20 protein-coding genes are annotated in these 25,541 nt (G+C 52.7%); 2 read left to right on the top strand and 18 right to left on the bottom strand.

Going from position 1 to position 25,541, the window contains the following annotated elements; all coding sequences use genetic code 11:
* Positions 1-4 precede the first annotated feature (4 nt).
* On the bottom strand, positions 5-556 hold the full coding sequence (locus C162_RS02030; RefSeq protein ID WP_036690703.1) for a biotin transporter BioY: 552 nt from the start codon (positions 554-556) through the stop codon (positions 5-7).
* 250 nt (positions 557-806) lie between these two features.
* Between C162_RS02030 and C162_RS02025 the strand changes: the two genes are divergently transcribed.
* Positions 807-1,784, top strand: coding sequence for a biotin--[acetyl-CoA-carboxylase] ligase (locus tag C162_RS02025; RefSeq protein WP_036690700.1), 978 nt, complete (start codon positions 807-809; stop codon positions 1,782-1,784).
* A 111-nt stretch (positions 1,785-1,895) separates the two neighbouring features.
* On the opposite strand, the gene C162_RS02020 is transcribed toward C162_RS02025, so the two are convergent.
* From C162_RS02020 to C162_RS01940, 16 genes are all read right to left on the bottom strand, one after another.
* Positions 1,896-3,608, bottom strand: a complete 1,713-nt coding sequence (locus C162_RS02020; protein ID WP_036690699.1) for a beta-L-arabinofuranosidase domain-containing protein — start codon at positions 3,606-3,608, stop codon at positions 1,896-1,898.
* Between the two features lie 20 nt (positions 3,609-3,628).
* Positions 3,629-6,751, bottom strand: coding sequence for a family 43 glycosylhydrolase (locus C162_RS34950; protein WP_063828969.1), 3,123 nt, complete (start codon positions 6,749-6,751; stop codon positions 3,629-3,631).
* Positions 6,752-6,836: 85 nt separating this feature from the next.
* Positions 6,837-7,184, bottom strand: coding sequence for a hypothetical protein (locus tag C162_RS02005; protein ID WP_036690693.1), 348 nt, complete (start codon positions 7,182-7,184; stop codon positions 6,837-6,839).
* 356 nt (positions 7,185-7,540) lie between these two features.
* Positions 7,541-9,364, bottom strand: a complete 1,824-nt coding sequence (locus C162_RS02000; RefSeq protein ID WP_036690690.1) for a cache domain-containing sensor histidine kinase — start codon at positions 9,362-9,364, stop codon at positions 7,541-7,543.
* On the bottom strand, positions 9,361-10,827 hold the full coding sequence (locus tag C162_RS01995; RefSeq protein WP_036690686.1) for a response regulator: 1,467 nt from the start codon (positions 10,825-10,827) through the stop codon (positions 9,361-9,363). Before C162_RS01995 ends, C162_RS02000 begins: the two co-directional genes overlap by 4 nt.
* 101 nt (positions 10,828-10,928) lie before the next feature.
* Positions 10,929-12,533: an extracellular solute-binding protein gene (locus tag C162_RS01990; RefSeq protein WP_156949516.1), complete on the bottom strand. Its 1,605-nt coding sequence runs from the start codon at positions 12,531-12,533 to the stop codon at positions 10,929-10,931.
* Positions 12,534-12,647: 114 nt separating this feature from the next.
* Entirely contained in the window at positions 12,648-13,553 is a 906-nt protein-coding gene (locus C162_RS01985) for a carbohydrate ABC transporter permease (protein WP_036690685.1), read from the bottom strand.
* On the bottom strand, positions 13,547-14,497 hold the full coding sequence (locus C162_RS01980) for an ABC transporter permease (protein ID WP_083677646.1): 951 nt from the start codon (positions 14,495-14,497) through the stop codon (positions 13,547-13,549). Before C162_RS01980 ends, C162_RS01985 begins: the two co-directional genes overlap by 7 nt.
* A gap of 138 nt (positions 14,498-14,635) precedes the next feature.
* Positions 14,636-14,854, bottom strand: a complete 219-nt coding sequence (locus C162_RS01975) for a hypothetical protein (RefSeq protein WP_036690677.1) — start codon at positions 14,852-14,854, stop codon at positions 14,636-14,638.
* 47 nt (positions 14,855-14,901) lie between these two features.
* Positions 14,902-16,080: a Ger(x)C family spore germination protein gene (locus C162_RS01970; RefSeq protein ID WP_036690673.1), complete on the bottom strand. Its 1,179-nt coding sequence runs from the start codon at positions 16,078-16,080 to the stop codon at positions 14,902-14,904.
* An 18-nt stretch (positions 16,081-16,098) separates the two neighbouring features.
* On the bottom strand, positions 16,099-17,202 hold the full coding sequence (locus tag C162_RS01965) for a GerAB/ArcD/ProY family transporter (protein ID WP_051493147.1): 1,104 nt from the start codon (positions 17,200-17,202) through the stop codon (positions 16,099-16,101).
* Positions 17,203-17,236: 34 nt separating this feature from the next.
* On the bottom strand, positions 17,237-18,661 hold the full coding sequence (locus C162_RS01960) for a spore germination protein (protein WP_036690672.1): 1,425 nt from the start codon (positions 18,659-18,661) through the stop codon (positions 17,237-17,239).
* A gap of 74 nt (positions 18,662-18,735) precedes the next feature.
* Positions 18,736-19,701 carry an NAD(P)/FAD-dependent oxidoreductase gene (locus C162_RS01955; RefSeq protein ID WP_084648779.1) on the bottom strand — a complete coding sequence of 322 codons (966 nt, stop codon included), beginning with the start codon at positions 19,699-19,701 and terminating at the stop codon, positions 18,736-18,738.
* A 246-nt stretch (positions 19,702-19,947) separates the two neighbouring features.
* Positions 19,948-20,757, bottom strand: a complete 810-nt coding sequence (locus C162_RS01950) for an AAA family ATPase (RefSeq protein ID WP_036690668.1) — start codon at positions 20,755-20,757, stop codon at positions 19,948-19,950.
* 400 nt (positions 20,758-21,157) lie between these two features.
* Entirely contained in the window at positions 21,158-21,907 is a 750-nt protein-coding gene (locus tag C162_RS01945) for an AIR synthase related protein (protein ID WP_036690665.1), read from the bottom strand.
* Entirely contained in the window at positions 21,904-22,794 is an 891-nt protein-coding gene (locus C162_RS01940; RefSeq protein ID WP_036690657.1) for an AraC family transcriptional regulator, read from the bottom strand. The genes C162_RS01945 and C162_RS01940 overlap by 4 nt, the downstream gene beginning before the upstream one ends.
* 136 nt (positions 22,795-22,930) lie before the next feature.
* Between C162_RS01940 and C162_RS01935 the strand changes: the two genes are divergently transcribed.
* Positions 22,931-24,229, top strand: coding sequence for an alpha-glucosidase/alpha-galactosidase (locus C162_RS01935; protein ID WP_036690655.1), 1,299 nt, complete (start codon positions 22,931-22,933; stop codon positions 24,227-24,229).
* Between the two features lie 495 nt (positions 24,230-24,724).
* On the opposite strand, the gene C162_RS01930 is transcribed toward C162_RS01935, so the two are convergent.
* The gene (locus C162_RS01930; RefSeq protein WP_036690652.1) at positions 24,725-25,498 is read right to left on the bottom strand and encodes an ABC transporter ATP-binding protein; all 774 of its coding nucleotides are present in this window, start codon (positions 25,496-25,498) and stop codon (positions 24,725-24,727) included.
* Positions 25,499-25,541: the final 43 nt, after the last annotated feature.

The raw sequence follows: 25,541 nt of genomic DNA, 5'->3' as shown, positions 1-25,541 counted from the left end.
GATCTCACGCCCCCTTCTTCTCCTCAACCGGACTGAATGCCCGGAGCTGCATGGTGATGACGGCGGCCAGCAGAGCCTTGATCAGATCTCCGGGCAGAAAAACCGCAGACCCGGCAAGTCCGGTCCACAGCGGTGTATTCGTGATCCAGGCCATGGCAGAAGCGCCGATCAGATTAACGAGCAGAACGCCAAAGATCAGATTAACAGTGAACAGCTTCCAGGCCCGTACTTTCGGCCAGACCGCTTCAGCGAACCAGCCGATCAGCCCCGCCGCCAGCGGCCAACTGAACAGATAGCCTGCTGTCGGTCCAACCAGGATAGCCAGCCCGCCGCGTCCGCCTGGTAATACCGGCAAGCCTAAGGCGATGAGGATAAGGAAAATGATCAGGCTGAGCGCACCCGTCCGCCAGCCCAGAAAACAGCCGGCCAGCATGACGCCGAGCGTCTGGGCAGTGACAGGTACAGGGATAATGCCGAGGGATACGGGCGGAATCAAACCCAGTACCGCGATAAGCGCGGCGAATAAGGCCGCATAGACTAACTCTTTGATTCTCAATTCAATAACCTCCACGAGATAAGATACAGGAATTGGACGGCCTTCCGTTCACGGAGCCCAGCCAACAAGCTGAATTATAGTGGAGGATGGTTTTATTGTAAACCTAAAAATATTTTTAGGTTCACAATTGAAGTGTGTACGATGCACTAAAGAAATAACGAAAAGTCTTAATTTTTCTAATATCAGCTAAGCATGTTAATATACTTAAAGAGATGAGCTCGGAACGTTATACTTGTGGAGGGTTATAGGCATGACAGTCAAAGAACATATCCTGGCCTTACTGGACAGCAATAAGGGTGAATACTTCTCCGGGGAGGACATCGCCGGGCGGTTATCCGTAACGCGCAGCGCAGTCTGGAAGGCCATCAAATCGTTGCAGACCGATGGCTATTCCATTCAGGCCGTCACCAATAAGGGATACTCCCTGTCCCCGCAGACGGACATTTTGTCCGCCGCAGCAGTTGCCAAATACCTGGATGCCAGGGGACAGAAGCTGCGGCTTGAAATCTTCAAGAGCGTGGTTTCCACGAACGAGCTGGTGAAGGCGCTGGCTTCCGGCGGAGAAGCGGAGGGCAAGGTCATCCTCTCGGAGGAGCAGACCGCCGGGCGCGGCCGGAAAGGCCGGCCTTTCTTTTCCCCTGCGGGAACGGGCATCTATATGAGCATTCTGCTGCGTCCCCGGTTGTCGGCGGCAGATGCTACACTTCTGACTACCTCTGCTGCCGTTGCGGTCGCTCTGGCGATCGAGAGCATGTCCGGCTTCAGTACGCAGATCAAATGGGTGAATGACGTATTCATGAACGGTAAAAAGGTGTGCGGAATCCTCACCGAGGCTTCCCTGTCCCTGGAGAGCGAGTGGCTGGATTATGCCGTGCTCGGAATCGGGATCAATGTTACGCTGCCGTCGGGCGGCTTTCCCGCAGAGCTGTCAGGGGTGGCAACCTCTATCTATGAGGCAGCTAATCCGCAAGGGGATTTGCGGAACCGGCTTACAGCCGAAGTGTTGAACCGCTTCATGGGCTATTATGAGCAGCTTAAGGAACGGCTGTTCCTGCCCGACTACCGCCAGCGCATGATGTCCCTGGGTGAGACGGTCATGGTTGTTAAGGAGCATCACGAGCAGGAAGCAACCGCTGTCGATATCGATAACGACTGCCGCCTGAAGGTCCGGTATCCGAATGGCGAAGAGGAATATCTGTCGAGCGGCGAGGTTCGTATTCTGCTCTAACGCATGCCAAAAAACCGCACCCCGCAAGCAAAGTCTGCGGAGTGCGGTTTTTCAATTGCGGCTTATTTATGGCTTACGCTACAAATATGGCTTATTGCTCCAGTGCTGAAGTCACTTACTCCCTTGCGCCTGTTGGGTAGGCCCGTAATTGGCTGCTCCAGTAAAGTGAACATCTTCCTGCGTGGGATACACTTTCGGGATGCGCAGATCCCGCTGATACAGTCTCAAATGCTCTCCCCGGGGAGCGATATCAACGACATCACAGCCTCTCCAGGATACCTTATATTCCTCGCCCCGCACTGTCTCCTTCACCACCACTGTGTCCAGCGGATGCGTAAGCTCCACAGTGTCCCCTGCTCTTACACTACGGATCACAAGCAGATTGCCTTCTCGTACGGCTACGCATACGGCTCCATTTACCCTCACCGTGAAGTCCGTTCCCATCCAGTCATAGACCCGTACCGCAACATCGCACGGCTGCTTGGCTGTAATGGACATATAGCCCAGATCGGGATATCTCATGGTGACGGCAGCCTCGTCCGTCTCCTTATCCACCGGCATGTTGACGAATACCGTGCCATTCTGGAATTCCACCGCCCGGTTCCATACGAGCTCCAGGGCTACCGGAGCCATGCCGACGCAGCAGCCCGCAATGGAACGGAATTTGGATAACGACATGGAGTTCACGAGAGAGCCCCCGGTGAAGCCCCCGATCATTCTCTTATCAATCTCCCTGTAGGTTATACCTGCTTCGTCAGGCCGGGTGTTGTCTGTGACTACGTAGGAAGATACCTTTAGCTGATTCTCCACCAGCTGGTTCCGCGCATACAGGGTCATATCCTCCCAATATTCCTCATATCCGGCCAGAATCAGCTCATTCGCACATTCGATCATGTCCTTGATGCAGCAGGTTTCGCAATGCTCTTCATGCAGCGGATGCCACTGGGCATATTCAGGCACCCAACCGAAGGAGGAAGACAGGCTGCGGATATAATCATAGATCCCTTTGCCTGCGGTAATATACCGCTCCTTGCTCGTTACCCGGCCCAGACGTACCAGACCGGAAGCTACCCAGCCTGCGGAATGGACATGGCCGAAGAATTCCATTCTGTAATTGAAATAACGCGAAGGTCCGAGCAGGTGGTTGGCGAGACCCGTCGCCAGATCAAGCGCAGCCTTATCTCCGGCAATCTCATATCTGCGCACCAGGGAGTGCAGGACAATGGCATTACGGATCGCCAGCTCCCCCCGGCCGGTATGCCTGGACAGATCGAAGCCGCCGTCCTTCAGATACACATCATTGGGGAATTCGTATAGGGGCTCCTGCTCATCATAATCCCCCGACCAGAACGTTCGGACCTTCCGCTCAATCACCAGGGAGCGCATTCCCCTGACCAGCCCGGCCGCTCTGCTCTCCGCCTCCTTATCCCCGGGATCATTCTCCAGCATCCGGTTCAGCGCGGGAAGAATATAGCCCATTTCGTGAAAAGAGCTATGGTTCGTATGCGTCCACGGATAAGGCTCATGAAAGCGCAGGCCGTGCTCCCCCCAGGACTTCATCAGATGACGGTAAAAGGATTGCTGCACCGCAGCGCCTTCCCCCGTCTTCAGCATTTTGCGCACCGCATCTATAGCCTCATACCAGGAGCCGACCAGCTCCGCATCGTCCACCCGGCAATGGGCAGCCTCGGCAGGCTTCTTATGCGGCAGTACAAGCCAATAGGGCAGGTTGTCTTCCTGCGCATCTACCATCGAGGTCAGATAACCCAGAACGAGCTTGGCATTCAGTAACGGCGTGAACTTTTCGTAAGCTTGACTTGCCATGTTGTCTATCCCTCCGCTGCTTAATCTCCGGTAACACTGACCTTGAAGTCGTCGAAGTCGATAGACGCGTTCGCGTAGCCGTCAACGCCGAACAGTTGTCCGGTTAGTGTGCTGCCGCCGGTATGGCGGAAGGCGAAATCCGTAGCGGCCGGAACAGATTCATTATTGATATAGACGCTGTAGGTCTTGGCGTCCCAGTTGGCGACCATTTTGATGGCATACCAGGTGCCCAGCGCGAAATCTCTCACCTTGACCTTGTTGGAGCCGCCATTTTGCACCAGGATTTTACCGGAATCAAACGCTGTCACCATAGAATAGTTGCCGGTCCCGCTATCATTTCTTACCATAGCGCCGTTGGCATACTGGAAGTTGCTGTTTAACCGGACACGGTACTCGATAACAATCCGCTGATTCCCCTCAGCGTTTACATCGCCCGCATAAGGCAGGAAGAGGTTGGCTTTGCCCGCTACTGAGGTTGTGGTTAGCCGCAGGAATTTATTACCTGCTTCCTCCTGAACCACAGCGGCGGCGCCATTCGTCAGATCCTGCGTTGTAATGCCATAAGGGTATTTGCCGGTTGTATCGCCGGAGAAATCCCGGTAAGCCTTATAGGTTATCCCGTTCTGTGTGGTATTCAGTGAAGCTATCAGGGAGGCTTCCGCTTCAGCAAGTGCATTCAGCTCTGCATTGAACTGCGCCTGCGTCAATCCCGCATTGCCCGCCAACGCCTCTGCATGCTCCACTGCGGCAACGAAGTCAGCATACTTGGCAGCGCTATAATTGCCTGCCCCGTTCCCAAGCGGATAGGAGTTATTAGCCAGCTTGCTGCGAAGCTGATTCACGATCTCATCCAGGCCATAGCCCGGCACAACCTCTACAGAAATCGTGGAAGAGAACTCCTCCCCGCCTATCTTGAGGGTCACAGGAATCTGAACCGTGCCAATGGTACTGAAGTCCAGCCCTGCCGTCTTGCTGTCAGTCACCTGGGCCTGAACGGTCTGGTTGTGGTAGACAGCATTCACAACGCCCGAAAGCGCGGGAACCACGCCTGAAGGTGTCTTCATAGTTGTAGTGACCTGAACGGCATCTGAAGCGGCAATGACAGTTATGCTGTAGGTGGCTTGCTTGCCCCCGGTTGAGGCTGTAATCAGAGCCGTACCCGGTTGAACAGCATTTACTGTATGGGTTGCCGGATCGATGGCCGCCACTCCCGGATTGCTGCTGGTATACTGCGCACTCCCGGTTACATCCTGAACTTCATAATTGTTGTAATGTGCTGTTACCCTTAGCGGTGAACTGGTCTGGCCGCTGATCAGCACAGGCTCCAGACCGCTGAGCGCCAAGGACTGTACCGTTCTAGGATCAGCCTTGACATTAACTGCAGCGGTTGCGGTTTTGCCGTTATAGGTGGCGGTAATGGTTGCACTTCCTGCCCCGGCCGCCTTCACCTGATTCCCTGCTTGAATAATGGCTACGTTCGTATCAGACGAGGTCAGGACCACGCCTGCCGTGACAGCAGAATAGGTAGTTCCAGTTACTGTATAGAGGGGCAGGCTGCGGGTCTCGTTAAGTCCCAGCGTATATCCGGGAGCCCCGAACAGCAGCTCCAAGGTATTCAGCCGGGATACCTCCAGGCTGTCGATGTCCGCCAGATTGTTCCCCTTGAAGAAGCGGAGAACATTGTCTCCCTGCTGAAGATAGATTTTCGCCGTAGAGGCTCCCCAGCGGTTCGCGCCGGAATAGACGATATTCATCGACGCTCCGGGCCCGCCGTTGACCGACAGAATATGAGAGGCATCCCCCGCATTCGCTGAGCCGTTGCTGTTACGCACGGACAGCACATAGAAGCCCGCTTCCGGCACATTGACATTGAACTGGGCATAGTCGAAAGTGTTCGCGAGGTTGGTAATCTTCATCCCGCCGGAGGCGGAGCTTTCGCGCCGGACCGCTGGGGATGAAGCGCCAGCGGGATCTTGCACGAGCAGAGCTTGTTCGGCTTCATAACGAATTCGGGCCGGCTCGCCTGATGGGATTGCTATCGGACTGTTCGGATTAACAGGCTCTCCCAGGTTCGGCGTGTTGTCTGTGTTCCAGGAGAACTTCTGCGCGCGGACATTGCGGGTCCAGCCTGAGCCCGGCCAGCGGGCGGAATGGTAGATGATCCAGTCCTCGGTACCGTCCGGTGAAGTCACAATACTGTGATGGCCCGGGCCATAGACACCGTTCGCGCTTGAGAAGATCGGCTGATTACGCTTGGTCCAGGAAGCGGGATTCATCAGATCGGCGCTGGTGCTGGCGGTAATCAAGCCGAGACTATAGCTGTCTGTCCAGCTTCCGTTGGCGGAGTACACCAGATTGATCTTGTTCCCTTTGATCGTAATCTGCGGGCCTTCATTAATCCGGCCGGGGGAGGTCTCCCAGTCATACTCCGGCGTGGACAGGAGCACGCGCTGCGAGCTAATCGTCCATGGATTGCTCATTCTGGCGATGTACAGATTCTGAAAGCTGCCGTCGGTGTCCTCCCAGCCGGACCAGATGAAGTAGTGCTGGTCACCGACCCTCAGCACAGTGCCGTCAATCGCCCAGCGGTCCGTGGCATCGGTAATCTTACCTTTGAAGGTCCAGCTTCCGCTCATCGGATCGGCACTGGCATTCTCCAGCACATACATGCGGTGGTTGGCGTTGGTTCCGTTATCGGCTGCGAAGTAGATATACCATTTGTACTGGCCGTCCGTATCCTTGAGATAATGCATCTCCGGCGCCCATACATTGGAGCTGTACATGGTTCCTTTAACGGGCGACCAAGCCAGACTCCGTTCGCCTGCTTCAATGCCGGTAATAGTCTTCGATCTACGGACCATAACTCCGCTGGCATTGACAAAGGTGTTGTAATAATAGCCGTCCGTGTGCTTGTATACCCAGGGATCGGCCCCGGTCTGCATGATGACATTGTAGAAATTCGTCACATTCGTTCCTCCTTGTGCAGCCGCTACACTCTCTGGTGCGCTAGTACCCGACTCTTTCGCCGCAGCGCCCCCTCCCCACTGAGGCAGCATGAGCAGGACCACGAGGCTGAGCAGCAGAGCTTTGACGCTTGTTCTGGACCACTTCTGTTCTTTCCGGGCTGAATTAACCGCTTTCATTTTTTCATCTCCTTCTCATAGGAATGATGACTCGGCCTAGCGTCCTCATAATACCTTCCGGGACGGATTAAAAAAATGGACAATCTTAAAATGTTTTTGTAACCGTTTTAGTTGTAAATACTGCCAGTTCAGCGACGAGCCCAGACCCGGTACGGAAACAAACAATTAGATACTTGGCAAACAAATAATTGGATAAACGCAGCTTAATTTCTCGACTTCTGATGATTGCAGAGGAAGAAGTGGAAAAAGAGCAACTGCTGCTCACGGATTCAGGCACTTTAAGTAAATAGGGCTTGAATAAGTGTTGTTTATCCACCTGCTGCGCCCTGGCCGGACGTATCTCCATCAGCAGGTGGACTAAATCCAACAGTTTCCCCTTCCGCCTGTCCCAGAGGGAGAGCTCGCCAGATTCAGGTGCATTAGTGCTCTTCATTTCTGGATATTGCCTGCATTCGGCAAAATCAGGTGCACAAATACCCCTCATTCGCCCGAATATCTGGTATCCGCCGAATTCAAGTGCACTAATGCACCTCATTAGCTCAATTAGCCATTATCCGCCGAATTCAGGTGCACTAATGCACCTCATTGCTCAATAGCTTTGAGCTCAACTCGTCCAAGGTAACATCCACCTTAATGATCACTCTCACCTTCCGACCATAATCATCACTCTTCCCTTCCCACTTGAATCATCCAGAGGCCTTACTCTGTTATAGAGACGGTGTGCGGCTAAGCCCTCCCTTACAGCCAAACAGGGCACCTCCCGCTAAACGGAGGTACCCTGTTCGACACTCACTTGCTATCTCCGCTGCCCGGCAGCTTCGGAATCTTCACGTTCACGATTGTCCCATAGCCTAACCGGCTGTCAACGGTAAGTCCATAACCTTCTCCGAACAGATGGCACAGCCGGTTATGAATGTTCAGCAGCCCGATGCCTTGCGCCGATTGCCCGGTCAGGGCAAGCTCCTTAGGCTCCTGGCCAAGCTTGGCCTGAAGGGCAGCCAGATCCTCAGGCTCCATTCCTCTGCCGGTATCCATAATACTGAAGCACACATCCCCGCGCTCATCCAGGCTCCCGGTAATCTGAAGGCTTCCGCCCTGATCCATCCGCTCCAGCCCGTGATAGACCGAATTCTCCACAATGGGCTGGAGAATCATCTTGGGCGTCTGCAGCACAAGCAAGCTCTCCTCCACATCAAGCGACAAGGAGAATTTATTCTCGTAGCGGATCAGAATAATCTTCATGTAAGCTTGAATGCAGTCCACCTCTTCCCGGATCTGCACAAGATCGTCCTTCTTGATGCTATAGCGGAAGATCTTAGACATGCAGTACGTAATTTGGGCAATCTCCCGGCTTCCATACTCCAGTCCGATGCTGCTGATACAATTCAGCGTATTATACAGGAAGTGGGGGTTAATCTGGCTCTGCAGGGCAGAGAACTCAGCTTGCTTCTGGCTCAGCTCGGATTCGTATAGTCTGGCCTGGGTATTGAACATCTCCCGGGTCATTTCGTCCATCTCGTCCATCATCCGGTTAATATCCTGGGCCAGCAGGCCAACCTCGTTCGTGAACCGGACTTTGATCCGGAAGCCTCTATCCCGCCCTGCCACCTTCTTCATATCCATGACCAGTCCCATCAGGGGACGCATCAGATTGCTCATGAAGAAGCTGCCGGTTAGTATCATGCTGACAATGATGCCAATCCCCACGATAATGCTGACCTTGCGCATGGGGATCATATCGGCCGTCAGCTCCTGCACCGGAATCATACTGACCACCCGCCACCCGTCAGCCTGCTCCAGCCCCTTAACCTGAATGAGAACCTCCTTACCGTCAATCGTTGATTTTATCCCGTTAAGCAAATGGTTCTTATCCATAGACAGCACATCTTTGATCACATTGCCCCGCGCATAGGAATTGGTGGAGGCAACCACCTCGTCCCGGTTATTCAGAATGGACAAGGTGGAGTTCTGCGTTAATTCCGTATTCGCGACCAGCCCCTGCATTTTGTCCATATTGACCATCACCATGCAGTAACCTGTAATCTGTGAGAAATGAACACCGCCGATGGACTCGACAATGGGAGCAATATAGAAGAACTGTTCCGTTCCTGTCCGGTCATCCTTCAGAATAGCAGTGAACTTCCCCTTCTGGCGAAGCGCAGGATCGTTCTTGTACGGGCGGATAAAGCTGTCATACAGGTTAATATAAAAAATATCGCCACTTGCAGAATCCTCGCTGGAGAGTCGTCTTCCCTGGAGGTCATTGATCATGATACCGTTCACATACGAATTGAAGGACCGCATATATTCCATTAGATCCAGAGCATAGGGAGCGCTGTCGAACGCCCTTTTGTAATCGTCATCGGCTATGGTGAACTCCTGAATCAGCTTGCTGTTGACCGCAATGCCGGTGCTGACCCGGATATCATTGAATACAGAATCAATTTTGCGGCGGGTCTGCTCAATCATCTGGTTGCTATACGTGACCGCCCTCTTTTGCGTCAGCGCAGAGAAATTAAAGAAGAAGTAAAATTCCATCACAGTAAATATAACAATGGAGCAACAAAAGAACAGCCATAGTTGATGCTTCAATTTCACCTTGCGGGTCTTCATAGCCTGCGGCTCCGTTCGGCTTCCCTTTTCCTGAATTTGGCGGGCGTCATCCCGCAGTGCTTCTTGAACACCTTATTGAAATAATAATAATCTACATACCCGGACTGGATGGCAATGCTCTCTATGGACAGGTCTGTCTGCTGCAAAAGCCCGCGGGCTTTCCTGATCCTCAGCTCGGCCACGTATTCAGAGAAAGTTTTGCCCAGATTCTTCTTGAACAATTGACAGCAATACACCTGATTGATGAAAAATTGGACCGACAGCTCCTTCAGATACAGCTTCTGTTCGTAATTCCGGTCGATATAGGCGACCATCCGGTTGAAGCAGGAGAGAATATCCCCTTCCTGCAAAGCACGGCTGTTCCCTTGCCGGAGTACTGTAAAAACGTCTTGCAGGAAGCTGCACAGCGATCCCAAGTCCTCGAACCGCTCCTTCAGCTCGGCATAATTCAGGAATTCCAGCTCCATGTCCCTAAGCTCCTCCGAATAAGAACTGCTCAGAAGCCCGACGGCCTGATTCCATAAGTAGACAACCTCGCTCATGCCCAGCTGATGAAGCCTGAAATACTCCTGCAAGCCCGCGGTGTAGGACTCGATGCTGTCGTATTGATTACCATAAACTATAGATTGCAGCTCATCGATACAAGGCTTCACCAGAGGCAGTTTGGGATTATAGTGAACCGCGCCGGAAGCTTCATCCACGAATACCCGGGAGGCCGCCAGCTCGGCTTCCTTGATCAGCTTGCCGATCTGCTTAAGCCCGCTGCCGATGCTGCTGATCCCCACCACAGAAAACCCTGGACTGCCCGCGGCCGCAGGCCATTCATCTGCAATTCCTTCAAGCTCACTCTTCTGCTCTGTGATTAGAACCGCCAGCAGGGTGCTTGCTCCGTTCTCTACCTCCAGCAGATGAACCGGCAGCCCGTCCAGCTTCAGCAGTTCGCTGAGCTTCGGTCTGTCTGACTCATAATGGACAGCAAGCACCTGGCAGCAGCCTGCATTCATGCCGGCAGGAAGGCAGCGCCTGATCTCATCTTCATCTGCCGAGGTAAGCGCATCCAATAGAAGGTGATTGCGCGCCGCACTTCGCCGGGAGAAGTGCAGGGCGAGCTTCGCCAGGAACGAATCGGTCATATCCACATCAAGCGGCTTCAGGAAATAATCGAGTGCCCCGAAGCGCAGCGCTTCCTGGGCGTATTCAAATTCCGCGTATCCGCTTATAATGACAAATTCAGTATCTATTCCATGTGCTTTGGCCCGCTTCATCAGATCGAGTCCGGAAATCTCCGGCATCCGGATGTCTGTGACCACCAGATCCGGCTCCTGCAAGGCAATGGCTTCCCACGCCTGGGAGGCACTTGTGAATTGTCCCGAGATTTCAAAGCCATACTGCTCCCAGTCAAAGGCATTGCTGATCCCTCTAATCGCCCACGACTCATCATCTACAATAATGACCTTGTACATGGATATCCTCCTGAACCTGTGAATTCATCTGGGCTTACCCCGTAAACGAAATGCGGATAAACCACTTCTATCATCCTCGTGGTTTATCCGTATATCAAGATTTATTTGGTGTTTGCTGTGACTTCCCTGTAGTTCTTCACATTCTCATCCTGAACCGCCTTACCGCCGGCGTCCATATACTCCTTCACCAGCTTTTCGTATAAGGCATCGAACTCGGCCGCCTTGGCCACGATCAGCCGGTCAATCATCTGCTTGTTCATATCGCCCAACGTCTTGCCGTATTTAATATTGGCTTCGTTCGGCACCCCGTAATAGAAGGAGGAGTAGCCGTCTGTAGTATTGATTTTGTACGATTCCATCGCGAGCTCCTCATACTGCTTATCCCCGGAGGCCAGAGCTGCGGCATAGGTTTTGACATTCTTTTCGGTGTCGCCCAGCTCAGCGCCGTTCACAATCATCGTATAATCCATGTTCAAATTACTCATCTGCATTTTCTCGCCGGTCTGTGCAATCCCTTGCGGGATGCCGTCTTTCAGCGTATGATGAATGCCTTCTTCACCAAACTGCAGGAAGAACATCACCTCCGGGTCCGCCATCCAGTTCAGATATTTGACCGCCAGCTCCGCGTTTTTGCTGCTTTTGGGAATGAAGGAGAAGATTCCGTTCTCATTATATACCTCTTTGAGGTATTTGCCTTCAGCATTCTTGAAGGTATCCACCGGAACATAGTGGGCATCCGGCGAGTTTTGCTTCAGCGGAACACGGATTTTCTGGGTCATCGGATAATCCCAGTTGGCTGCATAGAAGCCTACCTTGCCGTTGGTGACATCGGCATCCGCCTGCTTGGTGGTTTTGTCCAGGGCAAAGTCGGGGCTGATCAGCTTCTCATTATACAGCTTGTTCAGCCATTTATACGCATCCTTGTTGCCCGGCTTCAGCCAGTTTGGCGTGGTGACGAATTCCTCCTCTGACATCTGGCCCCAGAAGGATTGAACCAGGTTGCCGAACGTGTAGTTCATGCCCGCTGCCGCCGTTGCCCAGGGAATGACGCCGTTCACATTGCCCGGATTCTTGTCGCGGAAGGCCACCAGCGTCTCGTATAACTCATCTTTGTTGGTTGGAAGAGGCATCCCGAGCTTGTCGAGCCAATCCTTACGGATGAACATCCCGTTCCAGGCCAGCAGGGTGCGCTTACCCGGAATCGATACCTGCTTGTCGTTATATTTACCGTAAGCGAGAACATTCTCCCCGAGATAAGCCTTCAATTGCTGGCCGTGGCTCTCCAGCAGCTCGTCAAGCGTGTAGAGACCGTCGCTTTTGGCAAAGCGGGTGACCAGCGTCCCGTCATAGGTGAAGGAGATGTCCGGAGCCTGGCCCGCAGCCATTAATACGTTCAGCTTATCAACCTCCTGGGACCGGGGAACGGGTACGTATTCAACAACGGCGTTATTCGGCTTGCCGAAATGCTCATTCACATATTTCGTCCAGAAATTATTATTCAGATCCGGCTGGCCCTGAACCCCTCTGTCGAACACCTCCACCGTAAGCTTTGCAGGAGGATCAGAAGGGGACTTTGCTGCATTAGACGACTCCGGCGCGGCTGTCTCTTTGCTCTCTTTGTCACTTTCGCCGCAGCCCGCTGCAACGCCGGCCAGCAGCACGGTGCTGCACAGAACGGCCGATATTTTCTTGATGCCTGTCTTCACGGTATACCACCCTTTCATCTCTTATCATGATAGTAATCCAGATTATAGCTTCCTTGCCCAGGCAGCTTCAACTTCCGCCAGCTAAGCATTCCCCCTTCCCTGGAGTGTACCGCTTCAGCCCTTGATCGCGCCTGTCATTACACCGTCTACGAAATACTTCTGCAGCTTGGGGTAGATCAGCAGAATCGGAATGGTGGTGAACATGACGCTTGCGGCCTTCAGCGACTCCGGCACAATGAATGAGCCGATACTGCCCTCGCCGCCCTGCTGGCTGTCGAGCTGCTGGTTGGCTGAGATGATCTGGTACAGCTTGAGCTGCATGGGATAGAGCTCTTTTTTGGTAATATAGAATAAGGCATCCTGGAATCCGTTCCACCGGTCTACGGCATAGAAGAGGCTTAAGGTGGCAATCGAAGGCAGCGAGAGAGGCAGCACAATCCGCAGAAGAATCCCCAGATCCGAGCAGCCGTCAATGGACGCTGATTCCTCCAGACTCTCGGGAAGCGAGCTGAAGAAGGTTTTCAGGATAATCAGATTAAATACACTCATCGCACCCGGCAGCACCAGACTCCATATCGTATCCATCATCCCCAGATTCTTGATCAGGATATAGGAAGGAATCAGGCCGCCGCTGAAATACATGGTGAAGACCAGTGCGGACAGCAGGAAGTTTCTCCCCCATAGCCGCTTTTTCGTTAACGGATACGCCGCACAGATCGTCAGGAACATACACACCACGGTGTAAAAAATCGTAAGGACAATACTATAGCCCAGCGTATACAGCATATCGGCATCGCTCAGAATCGTCTTATACGTCTCAATAGTGAAGTCTACCGGCCATAAGCTTACCTTTTGCGAGATAATCGCTTCGTTGGAACTAAATGACAGCGCTATCATGTATAAGAACGGGACAATGCAGGTGAACGACAAAGCCACAATAAAGACTATAATCGCAATATCTGCTACACTTTTTTTCCGGCCAATCCGTCTGGTTGTTATCGTGCTTGCCGCTCTCACCATATCCCATCCTCACCCAATTTCTTCGCAATATAGTTGGCACCGATCAGCAGGGTCAGACCTACCACGGACTGGAACAGCCCGACGGCCGTTGCCTGGGAGAAGTCTCCCGAGCTGATACCGACTCTGTACACGAAGGTGCTGATGACATCGGAATATTCGCTGACCAGTGAATTCCCCATTACAAACGGGCGGTCGAATCCGATCGATACCATTCGGCCAATCTGAAGAATCAGCAGAATGTTAATCGTAGATTTAATGCCGGGCAGTGTAATATGCCACATTTTGCGGAGTCTGCTGCAGCCGTCCATATCGGACGCTTCATACAGCTCCTTGTTGATGCCGGTAATCGCCGCGAGATAAATAATCGTCCCCCACCCGATGTTCTGCCATACCCCCACCGTAATATAAGTGACCAGCCAAGGGGTCTTCTGCGACAGGAATTCAATTTTTGACAGGCCCAGGTTATCCAGAAAAAGATTAACCATCCCGCTGTTAGAGAACATCAGATAGACAATCCCGCCGATAATCACCCAGGACATGAAGTGAGGCAGATAGAGAATCGTCTGCGTTAATTTCTTGAACCTTGCCATACGGACCTCGTTAAGCAGAATCGCCAGGATAATCGGGGCCGGGAAGCCTGCCACCAGATCCAGCACATTCAGAACCAGCGTATTTTTGAGGGCACGGTAGAAGCTGTCCTGCTGAAAAATAAACCGGAATACATCAAGTCCCACCCATTCGCTTCCACTCGTCCCCTGAAAAATATTGTAATCCTGAAACGCCATAATCAAGCCGTAAATCGGGGCATATTTAAAAATGGCAATGTACAGGAGTGGCAGCAGCAAAAGGATGTAGAGTAGGGCATCTCTCCTGATCCTGAGCCAAAAGGTGTGTTTTCGCGTGAGTCCGATTTGATCTTGCTGATTGTTTAAAACCGCTTTCATTTCTCCCATCCCTCCGGCTGTATTAAGGAGCTCTCTTGTTTTTCATTATAGTCACCCGGGGAAATAAGAAAATGTAATCGCTTAAATGAATTTGGTAAAAACTTAAAAGACAGCCCCGTGAAGGAGCTGCCTTAAGCTTCATTTCATAATCAGATCGATTCTGCCGAACAACAGCTTCACCAGCTCGGTAGGACCCGGCAGGCCCGGTTGTAATAAGAGCAGAATGGTAAGCCCCGCCGTAGCAAGGGTGATGCCTGCGATAACCTTTCTGGTTTTCTTATCCTTACTGCCCCGGAATTCAAAAACGATAATTGAAGCGGACAGCAGCAGAATGCCCAGGATCATTACCAGTTTCATGCTTCCCACTTCCTTGTATGGTTGCTGGAATTAAGGCGTAGCCTCTGTCAGTCAGCCGATTGCTCCGGGATGCCCTGAGGGCCGGTTGATCTTCCGTTACCAGTAATACTTGTCTTGGCGGAGACATCCACCTGTAACTGGGGGTACATTGCCTCCCACTGGTCTTTCTTCTTCTTCCACTCTTGCGGGTAATGTCTGCGGAAGGTATCGGCGAAGCGGAAAAAGTCAGTCTTCTGCTCTTTTTGCGACATGTGGAGTGCTTGCTGGGCGAGCTCCTTCAGTTTGTCTTCCCACGCCTGATTCAGCTCAATCATCTTCACCGGATCGGTCAGATTGGCATCGGTTGTATTCATAACCACCTCGCCCTTGGCCACAATCCGGATCTTCATCAACCATTCCCGGTTCACAATTCTCGGGGTTAGAGTGGTGGTTATACTCGTAGGCTGAATCGAGAAGGTCCCCTTCTGCTGATCCAGCTTAACCGGTATTATAATATTATTCAGTTCATTAATCATCAGCAGCACCCCAAGGCTGACCGGTTCTTTCACGGTGAGTGCATAGCGGCCATGTTTATACAGGCTTATTCCTTTGAGTAAGGGTGTAGTAGCATTAGGGCCGTCCTTCGGTTCTGGAGGAGCAATCAGAATACGGGTTAAAACAGCCGAACCGCTGGCACCTTGAATGGATTGGGACAATTCCAGCAGGGTCACGCGCGTGCCCAGGTTCATATTCGCCATTTCCCGGAGGGATTCGGAGGTGCTCCGCTCCAGCGGGTCCAGCAAGGCAAGAATATCCTTGGCAGATTCCTGGCTGGAGAAGACATATGCATGCTCACGGAACTGCGGATAACGCAGGAGAAAGTCGATATACTCGCGCAGCCCCTGCTTTCCTGCCTCTTCACTGATTACAATGACCTCACACTGGCCCCAGAACATATGCCGGGCCACCTTCCGTTGCAGCCGGTTCAAGGCTTCCGCAATGTTATCTCCTTCAGCGGTGCGGATCATAGTGACCCCGCTTGCGCCTTCCCCGGCTCCGCCGCTCTCTGATCCGCCTCCGCCCTTGCGCGGGATGAAGATCTGGGCCGTCAACTGGGCCTGCCCCTCCTGATAATCCACACCTGTAGCCAGCACGATCGCCAGGTCATTGATCTCCGTCCGGTCCCAGCAGCCGGTCAGCAGTATACTGCTTAGCAGCAGCATGATTAAGGTCCTGCAGCCCCGCATAGCCCTCCCTCCTTATCTTCATCCTTTGTTCTGCCGCTTCAGCCCCCTCTTCAGCAGGGCCAGTCCATAGACTGCGGCAGGAAGCCCGACCAGGAACAGCATGGTATATATATTCGCTGAAGCACTCACCAGCGCAGCGACCCCTGAGGCACCGGACACTACCCAATACGAGAACAATATACTTAAGAACGCCAGCGGAATCACCAGCGGTTTATAATCGTCCAGCCCGAACCATTCTGCGGCCGAAGCGGCGAAGATGTAGAAAAAGACAGAGATTTTGACAAAAATCCCGAAGATCCAGATCGCAATAATCAGAGCCTCGATATGCTGCAGGAAATCGGCAATGGTAATGTAACGGGCAGCAATCATCACCGGATAAGCAAAGCTGTCCGTCAAATCCCCCATCAGCAGCAGGCAGAACAGATTGGTAAGACTCATCGCCGCAGTTGTGACCACAAGTGAGACCAGCATTGTCCGGGTAAGGTGTTTCTTACTGTTGACATAGGGCAGCAGAAAGGCCAGCACAATATATTCACTGAACCATGCAGCCGGAGCGACGGCGCCTTTGATAATGGGCACGAATCCTTTCTCCATGAACGGAAGCAGCTCGGCGGGCCGCAGCTCCCCGGTCAGAAGGACAAAGATCAGGCAGAGCATCACCACCAGCAGCGTAACGAACACCTGCGCGGTTCGGCTGACCACCTCAATCCCCAGCCTGACATTGATCGCACAGACGATAACCATGGAGCTTATAATAACAAGCAGCGGCGTCTTAGGAAGCGCATTATTCAGAATAAACTCGCCATATTCCAGGATAATCAGACCGTTCAGATGGGGCAAATAGAGCAGAAAACCCAGCCCGATTAGCTTGCCCGGCAGCCAGCCGGCGATCAACAGACTGGACTGCATAATGGTCTTTCCGGGATACAGCCGGTTAAGTCCAAGCGAGATCCCAATGACCGTTGCTCCAATCAGCGAGCCCAGGATGGGCGATAACCACATATCATGTCCCGCATAATGCATGGTAATCCCGGGGACAGACAGAATAGCTGTAGCGAGAATGGAGGGAAAGACCAGAAAGGCCAGCTGGGTAACCGATATTTTCCCTTTGTCAGTCAACATAAGTATCCTCTTCTCTGTTGAAGTCCCGCTGCCCTCATTTGCTCCGCGGCTGCGAAATCCACAATACATCCTTCAAGCCCTTGCTGAACGTTGGAGCTGCCGGTGACAGATAAGGTCTGCCGAACGAACGCAGACTGCTAAGATGAATGACGACCAGGATGATGCCGAGCATTACGCCGATCAGCCCCAGCGTGCCTGCCAGAACCATCATGGGGAAGCGCAGCAGCCGGGTCGCGATGCTGGCGGAATAACGCGGAACCATGAAGGAAGCAATGCCCGTAATCGCCACAATAATGATCATCGGAGCAGAGACAATTCCCGCAGTGGTAGCAGCCTGGCCTATAATTAGCGCGCCAACAATACTGACAGCGGAACCTATCTGCTTCGGCAGCCGGACTCCGGCCTCCCGCAGCGCCTCGAAGGCGATCTCCATAATGAGCGCTTCCACCAGGGCCGGGAAGGGAATCTCCTCTCTCGCCCGCGCGATACTCAGCAGCAGCACGGTGGGGATCATCTCCTGATGGAAGGTGGTGATGGCTACATAAGCTGAGGGGAGCAGGAGCGACAAGGCATAGAAGATATATCTGAGCCAGCGGACAAAAATACTCATGTAAATGTTCTCGTAGTAATCCTCAGGGGATTGCAGCATGGAGAACATGTTAATCGGGGCAATCAGACTGAAGGGAGTCCCGTCAATCAAGAGCGCAAACCGGCCCTCCAGCAGATTGGAGACCACCACATCCGGTCGCTCCGTAGCAATCATCTGCGGAAACGGCGAAAAGGGCTGGTCAATGATGCCCTGCTCAATATACTGGCTCTCCAGCACATCTTTGATATTCAGGCGGCTTAGCCGTTTATTAACTTCAGTGACCAGTCCCGGCTGGATAATACCTTCCACATATACGAGGGTAACCTTCGTATTACTGTACTCTCCAATAGTACTGGAATGCAGCTTCAGGGCTGGTGTCTTAAGCCGCATACGCAATAGAGACTGATTCGTAGCCAGAGCTTCAGTGAAGCCGTCACGGGCACCGCGCACAGTGGATTCAGCCGCCGGTTCTTCGGGAGTCCGGGTGGGAACCTTGTATAGCGGATAGCCCTTACCCGAAGCCTGGCCGTCCAGCAAAAGCACAGCTTCACCGTCCAGAATCGCTGTAACGGCTTGTTCTACAGTTCTAATCTGTTGAATCGAGGCGACAGGAACCTCAGCAGACCCGTCCACTGCCGGTTCAACTGCAAGGCCGGTCTGCTCCAGCGGTACCAGTAATTGCTGCTCCAGCCGCTCCGTATCACATAATCCTGTACAGTATACACAGAGCGCGGAAGTACGTTGAACAGTCAGGAACGAATGGAACACCACATCCTCACAGCCATCAAAAACGCCGCGCAACACCAGTTCATTCTCTGCCAGCAGCGGGGTCAGTTGGGTCTTCGGTTCTGCTTCCGTTGCAGTATTCATCTGTACTCCCTCCCTGCTCTACCCTTTGAATTTCATATTCATAGTAAAGTTATCCTTTGCTACAAGGGGAAGAATTATGCAAGCCCGGCCTTCCAAGCTTCCCGGTTCAGCTCGCCGTTCAGCGCTGCAGCAGCCAGCGCGCCCGATGCGGCAGCAGCTATGGACTGATGCATCATCGTGGCAGCATCCCCGGCAGCGTATATTCCGGGTACGCTGGTCTGACCGGACTCGCCAACCTCCAGGATACCCTGCTCGGATATCCGGCAGCCCAGGGTATGCGGCAGATCCGTTCCCGGAGCCAGCTCGGGCCGGAAGAAGATGCCTGTACAAAGAAGCTCTGTTCCATCCATAAGCTTCACATGGTTAACCATGCCCTCATTGGATGAAATCTCATGAATCGGAGCAGCGAATAACGGGATATCATGAGCGCGCAATTCTTCGCGTTCCGCTGCTGTGAGCTCATCAGGGCCATTCGTGCAGACCGCGAACTGCTTCGTCCAGCCGTATAACAACGGCGCAAGATGCATGAGTGCAGCCCCTCTGCTGATGACCACCAGCGGCTGATCTCTTAATTCCCAGCCATCACAGTACGGGCAGACAAAGGCGCTTTTCCCGTAGACCTCGGCAAGCCCGGGAATATCCAGCCTGAGATCCTTCATACCTGCGGCGAACAGCAGCTTCTTACTGGTCAGCTTAAGACCTGAAGCTGTCTCCAGCATGAAGGCTCCATCCTCACCGGTAACGGACACAACTGTATCTTCAACATGTGAGACCGACGGATAAGCGCCAAGCTGTTCTATGGCAATCCGCCGGAGTTCAAACGGAGCAATCCCGTCCCGGGTCAGGAAGCCATGCGCTTCCCGGGTGACCGCATTACGCGGACGCCCCGCATCTATGACAATCGCCCGTTTGCGTGCCCGGCCCAGCATCAGCCCGGCATTAAGCCCGGCAGGCCCTCCTCCGATAATGACTACATCAGCATTGGCTGCATCTGCTACATCTGCATTTGCTGCGGCATCAACGTTTTCCAGGTTCTTCATTTGTAATTCCTCCTTGTGTGTGGTGGGTAATGTGTGCGGGTGTGTGACGACAGGTAATTTTACGGATATTAGAGACTTCCATAGTCTTTGAATGGCGCAAAAAATTAGACCCCGTATCTCCATTGCTCACCTGCGTCGCCAATCTGTAATACACATATGCATCGCTTCGATTAAGGACTATGCGTATCTATAATAACTTTAAATTTTAATGATGTCAATTCCTGCGCTTCTTGGCGCTTATCAGCTTCATTCAAACAAATGTTTATGCTGCTTGAAAAATTGATAGAAAGATTGTACATTCTCCAGTTCATACCACTCCGCAGTCTGCAAGGGGCTGGCATCCAGATTGTAGACCTTAGCATGCAATGTTCCCAGAATGAAGGGGGAGTGTGTGGCAATAATGAACTGGTTATCGAAATACCGGGCCAGCTCATTGATTTGCTCCGCTATTCTAATTTGGTTGGCAGGCGACAGCGACGTTTCCGGCTCGTCCAAAACATACAAATTCCCCGGCTGCAAATTCTCCTCGAAGAAGGCCATTGAGGTTTCGCCGTTGGAGTATTTTTCCTGTGAGAATTGGATGTTATCGAGTTGCTTCTTGAACGCGTTCGAGGATTCATATTCCGCTGCCTGATTCTTGCTCATCCCCCCGTTCCTCTGCTCATACACCATACTCTCACGCAGCACGGAGGCTTGCTGGATTTTTTTGATCTCATACAAAATATCCTCAGACTTTATATAACGGCTTCCCTTCGGAAGCTCTCTGATGTTACGCTCCTGCTCATCTTGCCCTAACCGGTAACTACTCAATTCCAAGAAGCGCTGAGCGTAGATGCTATGTCCGTAGCTGGTCATTCGCTCAGCCCCGGGTAATCCAAGCTTGCTGGCGATCACATTAAGCAGAGTGGATTTTCCGCTGCCGTTATTTCCATATAACACTGTAATCCGGTCAAACACCAGCACCTCGCCCGCGATAGGTTTAAGTACATAATCCGGGTAGATGTTAGGATTTCGTTCGATAACCTTGGAGAGCTTGAAGCTTCGTAAGTAGATCATGAGGGACCCCTTTCTCGCTGAAATGGTAACCTTGGTCAACAGGGTGGCAAAACCGTTCCACTTGTTTGATTACTAGTTTATACTACTACTGCCCATTGCGCTTGGGTAGCGGCTGAGCCTGGGATGTGCATTGCGGGAGCGAAGCTAGTTGGATTTCATCCACTTGCATAGGAACGTATGGGCCACGCTGGGGGAGTAATTGGAAAAATGGCACTTAAATACTCACTCGTTACCCGATGTGGCCCAATCAATGAGCAGCAGATGCTGTTTTTCCACTTATTTCGCAGCATTCCGCAGAAAGCGTAAAATTAAGATACGTTTATCCATTTGTTCCCGGAAAGGCTAATGTCGCTTAATCAAATCCGCCTTCTTCGCGCTGAATTCAGCTTCCGCAAGCCGGTCAATCCTGCAAATAACCGATAATCTCCATTTTGCCGCCTATTCTGGACTGAAGTTCTCTAATCCTACGTTCCTTTGCCGCAAAAATCACTGCTGTCGCCGGCCCCCCGGATACCTGTAGCTTATCCGCTATTCCAGGCACCGGCCGGAAGCCGCAGCTGTTCAGCTCCGCGAGCAGCTCCGCTTCATACCCTGCTCCCCTAGAGCCGACCGGGTGAATGTCATGGACCTCCGGCGCAGCTGCCAGAAGCTGAAGCTGCCGGATGGTACACTGGCTTGCTTCCTGCTCCAGAACAACGCTTCCGACCAGCGGTTCGCCCAGCATCACGATACAGTCTCCGCCCTGTGAACAGCCCAGCTTCAACTGCGTCTCATCCGCCTCCCCGATCACAGTGATTCCGATACCGGTCTGACAGGTCACGAAATTATCCTCAGTGCTGCCGTTCACGTGGGCTGCAGTCAGTCCGGCTTCCTCAAGCAGCTTGCGGATGCCCCTTATAATCTCATTCCCTGTAGGCTCCTTCTCTACCGCCAGGGTATCGATGACAGTTAAGATCTCAGCCCCCACAGACAGTACCTCCATTACTGCAACTCTGGCAGCATAATAGCCTGCAACAGCAGGGGGAGTCTGCACCGCATCCATCGGCTTATTCCCGATGCTGGCGCTGGAGTCGCAGCCGATGACCAGCAAGCGGCCCCCCTCTCTTCGCACAATAGTCAGATCACGGATTCGCTGAACTTGCGGTTTCATATGCTTGATCCTCCTGTATCTTTTTCGTTCCCGTTCCTAAGTCCTATCCGGTATTCGCTCGGCGGCATGCCGGTAGCTTTGCGGAATTGCTTGGAGAAATACAAGGCGTCATTGAAGCCGACGGAAGAGGCCACTTGTTCAATCGTCAGCATGCTGCCCAGCAGCTCTCTGGCCTTGTCCATTCTGATTTTAAGCAGGAACTGCTTGGGAGACAGGCCGGTCCGCTGCTTGAATGCCTTGGATAAATGCACCCGGTGATAGCCAAGCGAGGACGCGAGGTGATCGATGCTGATTTGCTGATGGTATTGCAGCGAGATCCAGCGGATCGCCTGGTCGATCTGCCGGTCGATCATCTCCGGCATCCCGGACGGATTCGGCGGCAAGGCGCTTAGATTATCCCGTCCGAACTGATGCAGCAGCAGCCGTGCCCAGCCTGACGCCTCCAGACTCTCCAGCCGCGGATACGCGGATTGCTTGAATGCCTGCCGGATACGTTCATATAAGCTATGCAGCTCAGGGACGTTGCCGGAAGACAGAAAGGGCTGCTCCCTGGTAATGCCCACGGCTCTAAGCAGATCCAGAACACCAATCCCCTGCAGGGCTACCCACGCATAATGCCACGGAATATCCGGGTCAGCCTTATAGCTGAATAAGGACCCGGGCATAATCACGAAGGTATCTCCCGCCTTGCACTCGGCCGCGAATGTCCCGCACTCGAACAGGCCTCCGCCCTCCAGAACGGTATGTATTAAGTAGAAATCATGTACAGACGGTCCGATGGTATGTCCGGGAAGCGGTCTCCCCTCGCCGCTGAACAGCACTGACAAATCCTGCTCCTCCGGTATCAGGTTAATGGCCAGAGTGAACTCGTAATGATCCGGATTCATGCAACATTCCTCCATATCTATCTTGTCTTTCTCCATAGGCGGGGCTTCGGTTCTATTCTATAGTGATTATAGATGAATCAAGCGAAAAAAGCTTCTGAAACCTAATATCCCACAACCAACAGGAGGTTAGACTCTTATGTCTAAAGTTACATTTATCGGTGCCGGAAGTACAGTATTCGCCAAAAACGTCCTTGGAGATATCATGGCTACGCCCGCTCTGCAGGGCTTCGAGCTTGCCCTATATGATATCGATCTCCAGCGTCTGAATGACTCTGCCAGCATGCTCCAGAATCTGAAGAAAAGCAGCGGCAGCACTTGTACAGTCAATACGTATACCGACCGCAAGGAAGCACTGCGCGGTGCCAAATATGTAGTCAATGCCATTCAGGTCGGCGGGTACGATCCTTGTACGATTACGGATTTTGAGATTCCCAAGAAATATGGCCTGCGCCAGACCATTGCGGACACGGTAGGCATTGGCGGCATCTTCCGTAATCTGCGTACCATTCCGGTTATGCTGGATTTTGCAGCGGATATCCGTGAGGTGTGCCCGGATGCGCTGTTCCTGAACTATACGAACCCGATGGCCGTTCTGACGAATGTCATGAACACCTATGGCGGCGTGAATACTATTGGACTCTGTCATAGCGTGCAGCAGTGTATCCCTGGATTATTCGACCACCTCGGCATTGACAAGACAGGGGTTCAAGCCAAAATCGCCGGCATCAACCACATGGCCTGGCTGCTTGAAGTCACCAAAGACGGCGAGGATCTGTACCCGGAGATCAAACGGCGTGCGGCCGAGAAGCAGCTTGAGCCTCACTACGACATGGTCCGCTATGAGATGATGCTGAAATTCGGCTATTACATTACCGAGTCCTCCGAGCATAACGCCGAGTACCATCCATACTTCATCAAGCGTAACTACCCGGAGCTGATCGAACGCTTCCAGATTCCGCTGGACGAATATCCCCGCCGCTGCGTGGAACAGATTAAGGAATGGGAGCAGATGCGCGGAGATCTGGTGAATAACCAGGATCTGACGCATGAGCGTTCCCATGAGTATGCCTCCTACATCCTTGAAGCCATGGAGACGGATGTGCCGTTCAAGATCGGCGGCAATGTGATGAACACGGGGCTGATCACCAATCTGCCGCGTGAAGCCTGCGTCGAGGTGCCTTGTCTGGTGGACAGAAGCGGCGTAACGCCAACCTTCGTAGGCGATCTTCCGCCGCAATGCGCAGCGCTGAACCGGACCAACATCAACACCCAGCTCCTGACCATCGAAGCCGCTATGACTCGCAAAAAGGACCATATCTACCACGCCGCTATGCTGGACCCGCATACCGCCGCAGAGCTGTCGATGGACGACATTGTCAGCATGTGCGATGATCTGATCACGGCCCATGGAGACTGGCTGCCGAAGTATCAATAAATTCCAGGCTATATTTTAGGCATACCTCCATAACAAAAGCAGCGATCCTCCGTTAAAGGAGAATCGCTGCTTTATATTTTTGAGCCGAGCCCGATTGCTGAATCGTCTCTACTTCACATAAATTCGGATTTGATCCGGTGCTGTTCTCGCAAGAACGCGGTAGCCTTCAGCAGAAGCGGTTCCAGATCTTCATGCCTTGAGTGGATTCATTCCCATTCGCTAAATGCCAAGAACCGGAAAATACAGTTTCTCCCTTTCAACCAATGATATGAGAATTCACGTGTTCTTCAAGAACGACTGTACTACAACCCTCTGCATGTGAGCAAGCCCCGGAAGCGGTCTGATTGCATCCTTCATCTGCCATAAGTCATTCCTCCTAATATTGTGGTTTATGTGGTCCTACCCTACACAATATTGCGGACTTGATGGAATGGACACGGCATGTCTCCCGGGTACAAAACACTATTTGTCATGGATTCCTGGAACGCCTCTTGTTCAACTGAGCGTAAGCCATCTCCGGTTATGGTGCTCTTGCACCTCAACCGGGGTATCGAAGAAATCGCTGAGCACCTCAGACTTCAGACACTCCGTCGTCTCGTCCGCTTTGTAGATTTCCCCATTCTTAACCAGCAGGGTATGGGTGAAGCAGGGAGTAATCTCCTCGATATGATGGGTCACATAGAGTAAGGTCGGCCCCCCCTCCTGCTTGGTGATCTTCTCGATCATCCTCAGCAACTGCTCCCGCGCAAAAATATCCAGTCCCGTACAAGGCTCGTCCAGGATGAGCAGCTCAGGGTTTGCAATGAGCGCCCGTGCGATAAGAATTTTTTGGCGTTGTCCCTGTGACAAGGTATCATAAGTGCGTGTGGCCAGGGCCGAGCAATCCAGGAATTCCAGCAGTTCCTCTGCCTGCTTCACGTCCTCTTCTTCTGTCTTATCGTATAGACCAATCGTGGCGAACTTGCCGCTCAGAATAATGTTCAGCGCCGTCTGATGGCCGTACAGCTTCTGCTGTAAAGAGGTGCTAACCCAGCCGATCCGCTTGCGCAGCTCCCTTAGGTCCACATCGCCGAAGCGGTGGCCCAGTACCTCTACTTGACCTTGGATTGGCCAGATGTAGCCGTTCACGACGTTCAGCATGGTCGTCTTGCCTGAACCGTTCAGACCGACGATGCACCAGTGCTGTCCCTCATGTACCTGCCAATTCATATCATGGAGAATCATTGTCTGCTCACGCCGCCAGGATACCTTTTCAAGCGATATAATCATGTTCTTGGTGTTCCCCCTTGCCTCGTAGTAGTCTTTAATGAAA

The sequence above is a fragment of the Paenibacillus sp. FSL R7-269 genome (assembly GCF_000517865.1).
GTDB lineage: Bacteria > Bacillota > Bacilli > Paenibacillales > Paenibacillaceae > Paenibacillus_AQ.
Note: the sequence above shows the minus strand (reverse complement) of the source record. Positions and strands in the feature narration are given on the sequence as shown.

What these genes read in the sequence shown, in the direction of transcription:
- C162_RS02025 (WP_036690700.1), top strand. Translation starts at nt 807, where the DNA reads ATGACAGTCAAAGAACATATCCTGGCCTTACTGGACAGCAATAAGGGT.
- C162_RS02020 (WP_036690699.1), bottom strand. Translation starts at nt 3,608, where the DNA reads ATGGCAAGTCAAGCTTACGAAAAGTTCACGCCGTTACTGAATGCCAAG.
- C162_RS34950 (WP_063828969.1), bottom strand. Translation starts at nt 6,751, where the DNA reads ATGAAAGCGGTTAATTCAGCCCGGAAAGAACAGAAGTGGTCCAGAACA.
- C162_RS02005 (WP_036690693.1), bottom strand. Translation starts at nt 7,184, where the DNA reads ATGAAGAGCACTAATGCACCTGAATCTGGCGAGCTCTCCCTCTGGGAC.
- C162_RS02000 (WP_036690690.1), bottom strand. Translation starts at nt 9,364, where the DNA reads ATGAAGACCCGCAAGGTGAAATTGAAGCATCAACTATGGCTGTTCTTT.
- C162_RS01995 (WP_036690686.1), bottom strand. Translation starts at nt 10,827, where the DNA reads ATGTACAAGGTCATTATTGTAGATGATGAGTCGTGGGCGATTAGAGGG.
- C162_RS01985 (WP_036690685.1), bottom strand. Translation starts at nt 13,553, where the DNA reads ATGGTGAGAGCGGCAAGCACGATAACAACCAGACGGATTGGCCGGAAA.
- C162_RS01980 (WP_083677646.1), bottom strand. Translation starts at nt 14,497, where the DNA reads ATGAAAGCGGTTTTAAACAATCAGCAAGATCAAATCGGACTCACGCGA.
- C162_RS01975 (WP_036690677.1), bottom strand. Translation starts at nt 14,854, where the DNA reads ATGAAACTGGTAATGATCCTGGGCATTCTGCTGCTGTCCGCTTCAATT.
- C162_RS01970 (WP_036690673.1), bottom strand. Translation starts at nt 16,080, where the DNA reads ATGCGGGGCTGCAGGACCTTAATCATGCTGCTGCTAAGCAGTATACTG.
- C162_RS01965 (WP_051493147.1), bottom strand. Translation starts at nt 17,202, where the DNA reads ATGTTGACTGACAAAGGGAAAATATCGGTTACCCAGCTGGCCTTTCTG.
- C162_RS01960 (WP_036690672.1), bottom strand. Translation starts at nt 18,661, where the DNA reads ATGAATACTGCAACGGAAGCAGAACCGAAGACCCAACTGACCCCGCTG.
- C162_RS01955 (WP_084648779.1), bottom strand. Translation starts at nt 19,701, where the DNA reads ATGAAGAACCTGGAAAACGTTGATGCCGCAGCAAATGCAGATGTAGCA.
- C162_RS01950 (WP_036690668.1), bottom strand. Translation starts at nt 20,757, where the DNA reads ATGATCTACTTACGAAGCTTCAAGCTCTCCAAGGTTATCGAACGAAAT.
- C162_RS01945 (WP_036690665.1), bottom strand. Translation starts at nt 21,907, where the DNA reads ATGAAACCGCAAGTTCAGCGAATCCGTGATCTGACTATTGTGCGAAGA.
- C162_RS01940 (WP_036690657.1), bottom strand. Translation starts at nt 22,794, where the DNA reads ATGAATCCGGATCATTACGAGTTCACTCTGGCCATTAACCTGATACCG.
- C162_RS01935 (WP_036690655.1), top strand. Translation starts at nt 22,931, where the DNA reads ATGTCTAAAGTTACATTTATCGGTGCCGGAAGTACAGTATTCGCCAAA.
- C162_RS01930 (WP_036690652.1), bottom strand. Translation starts at nt 25,498, where the DNA reads ATGATTATATCGCTTGAAAAGGTATCCTGGCGGCGTGAGCAGACAATG.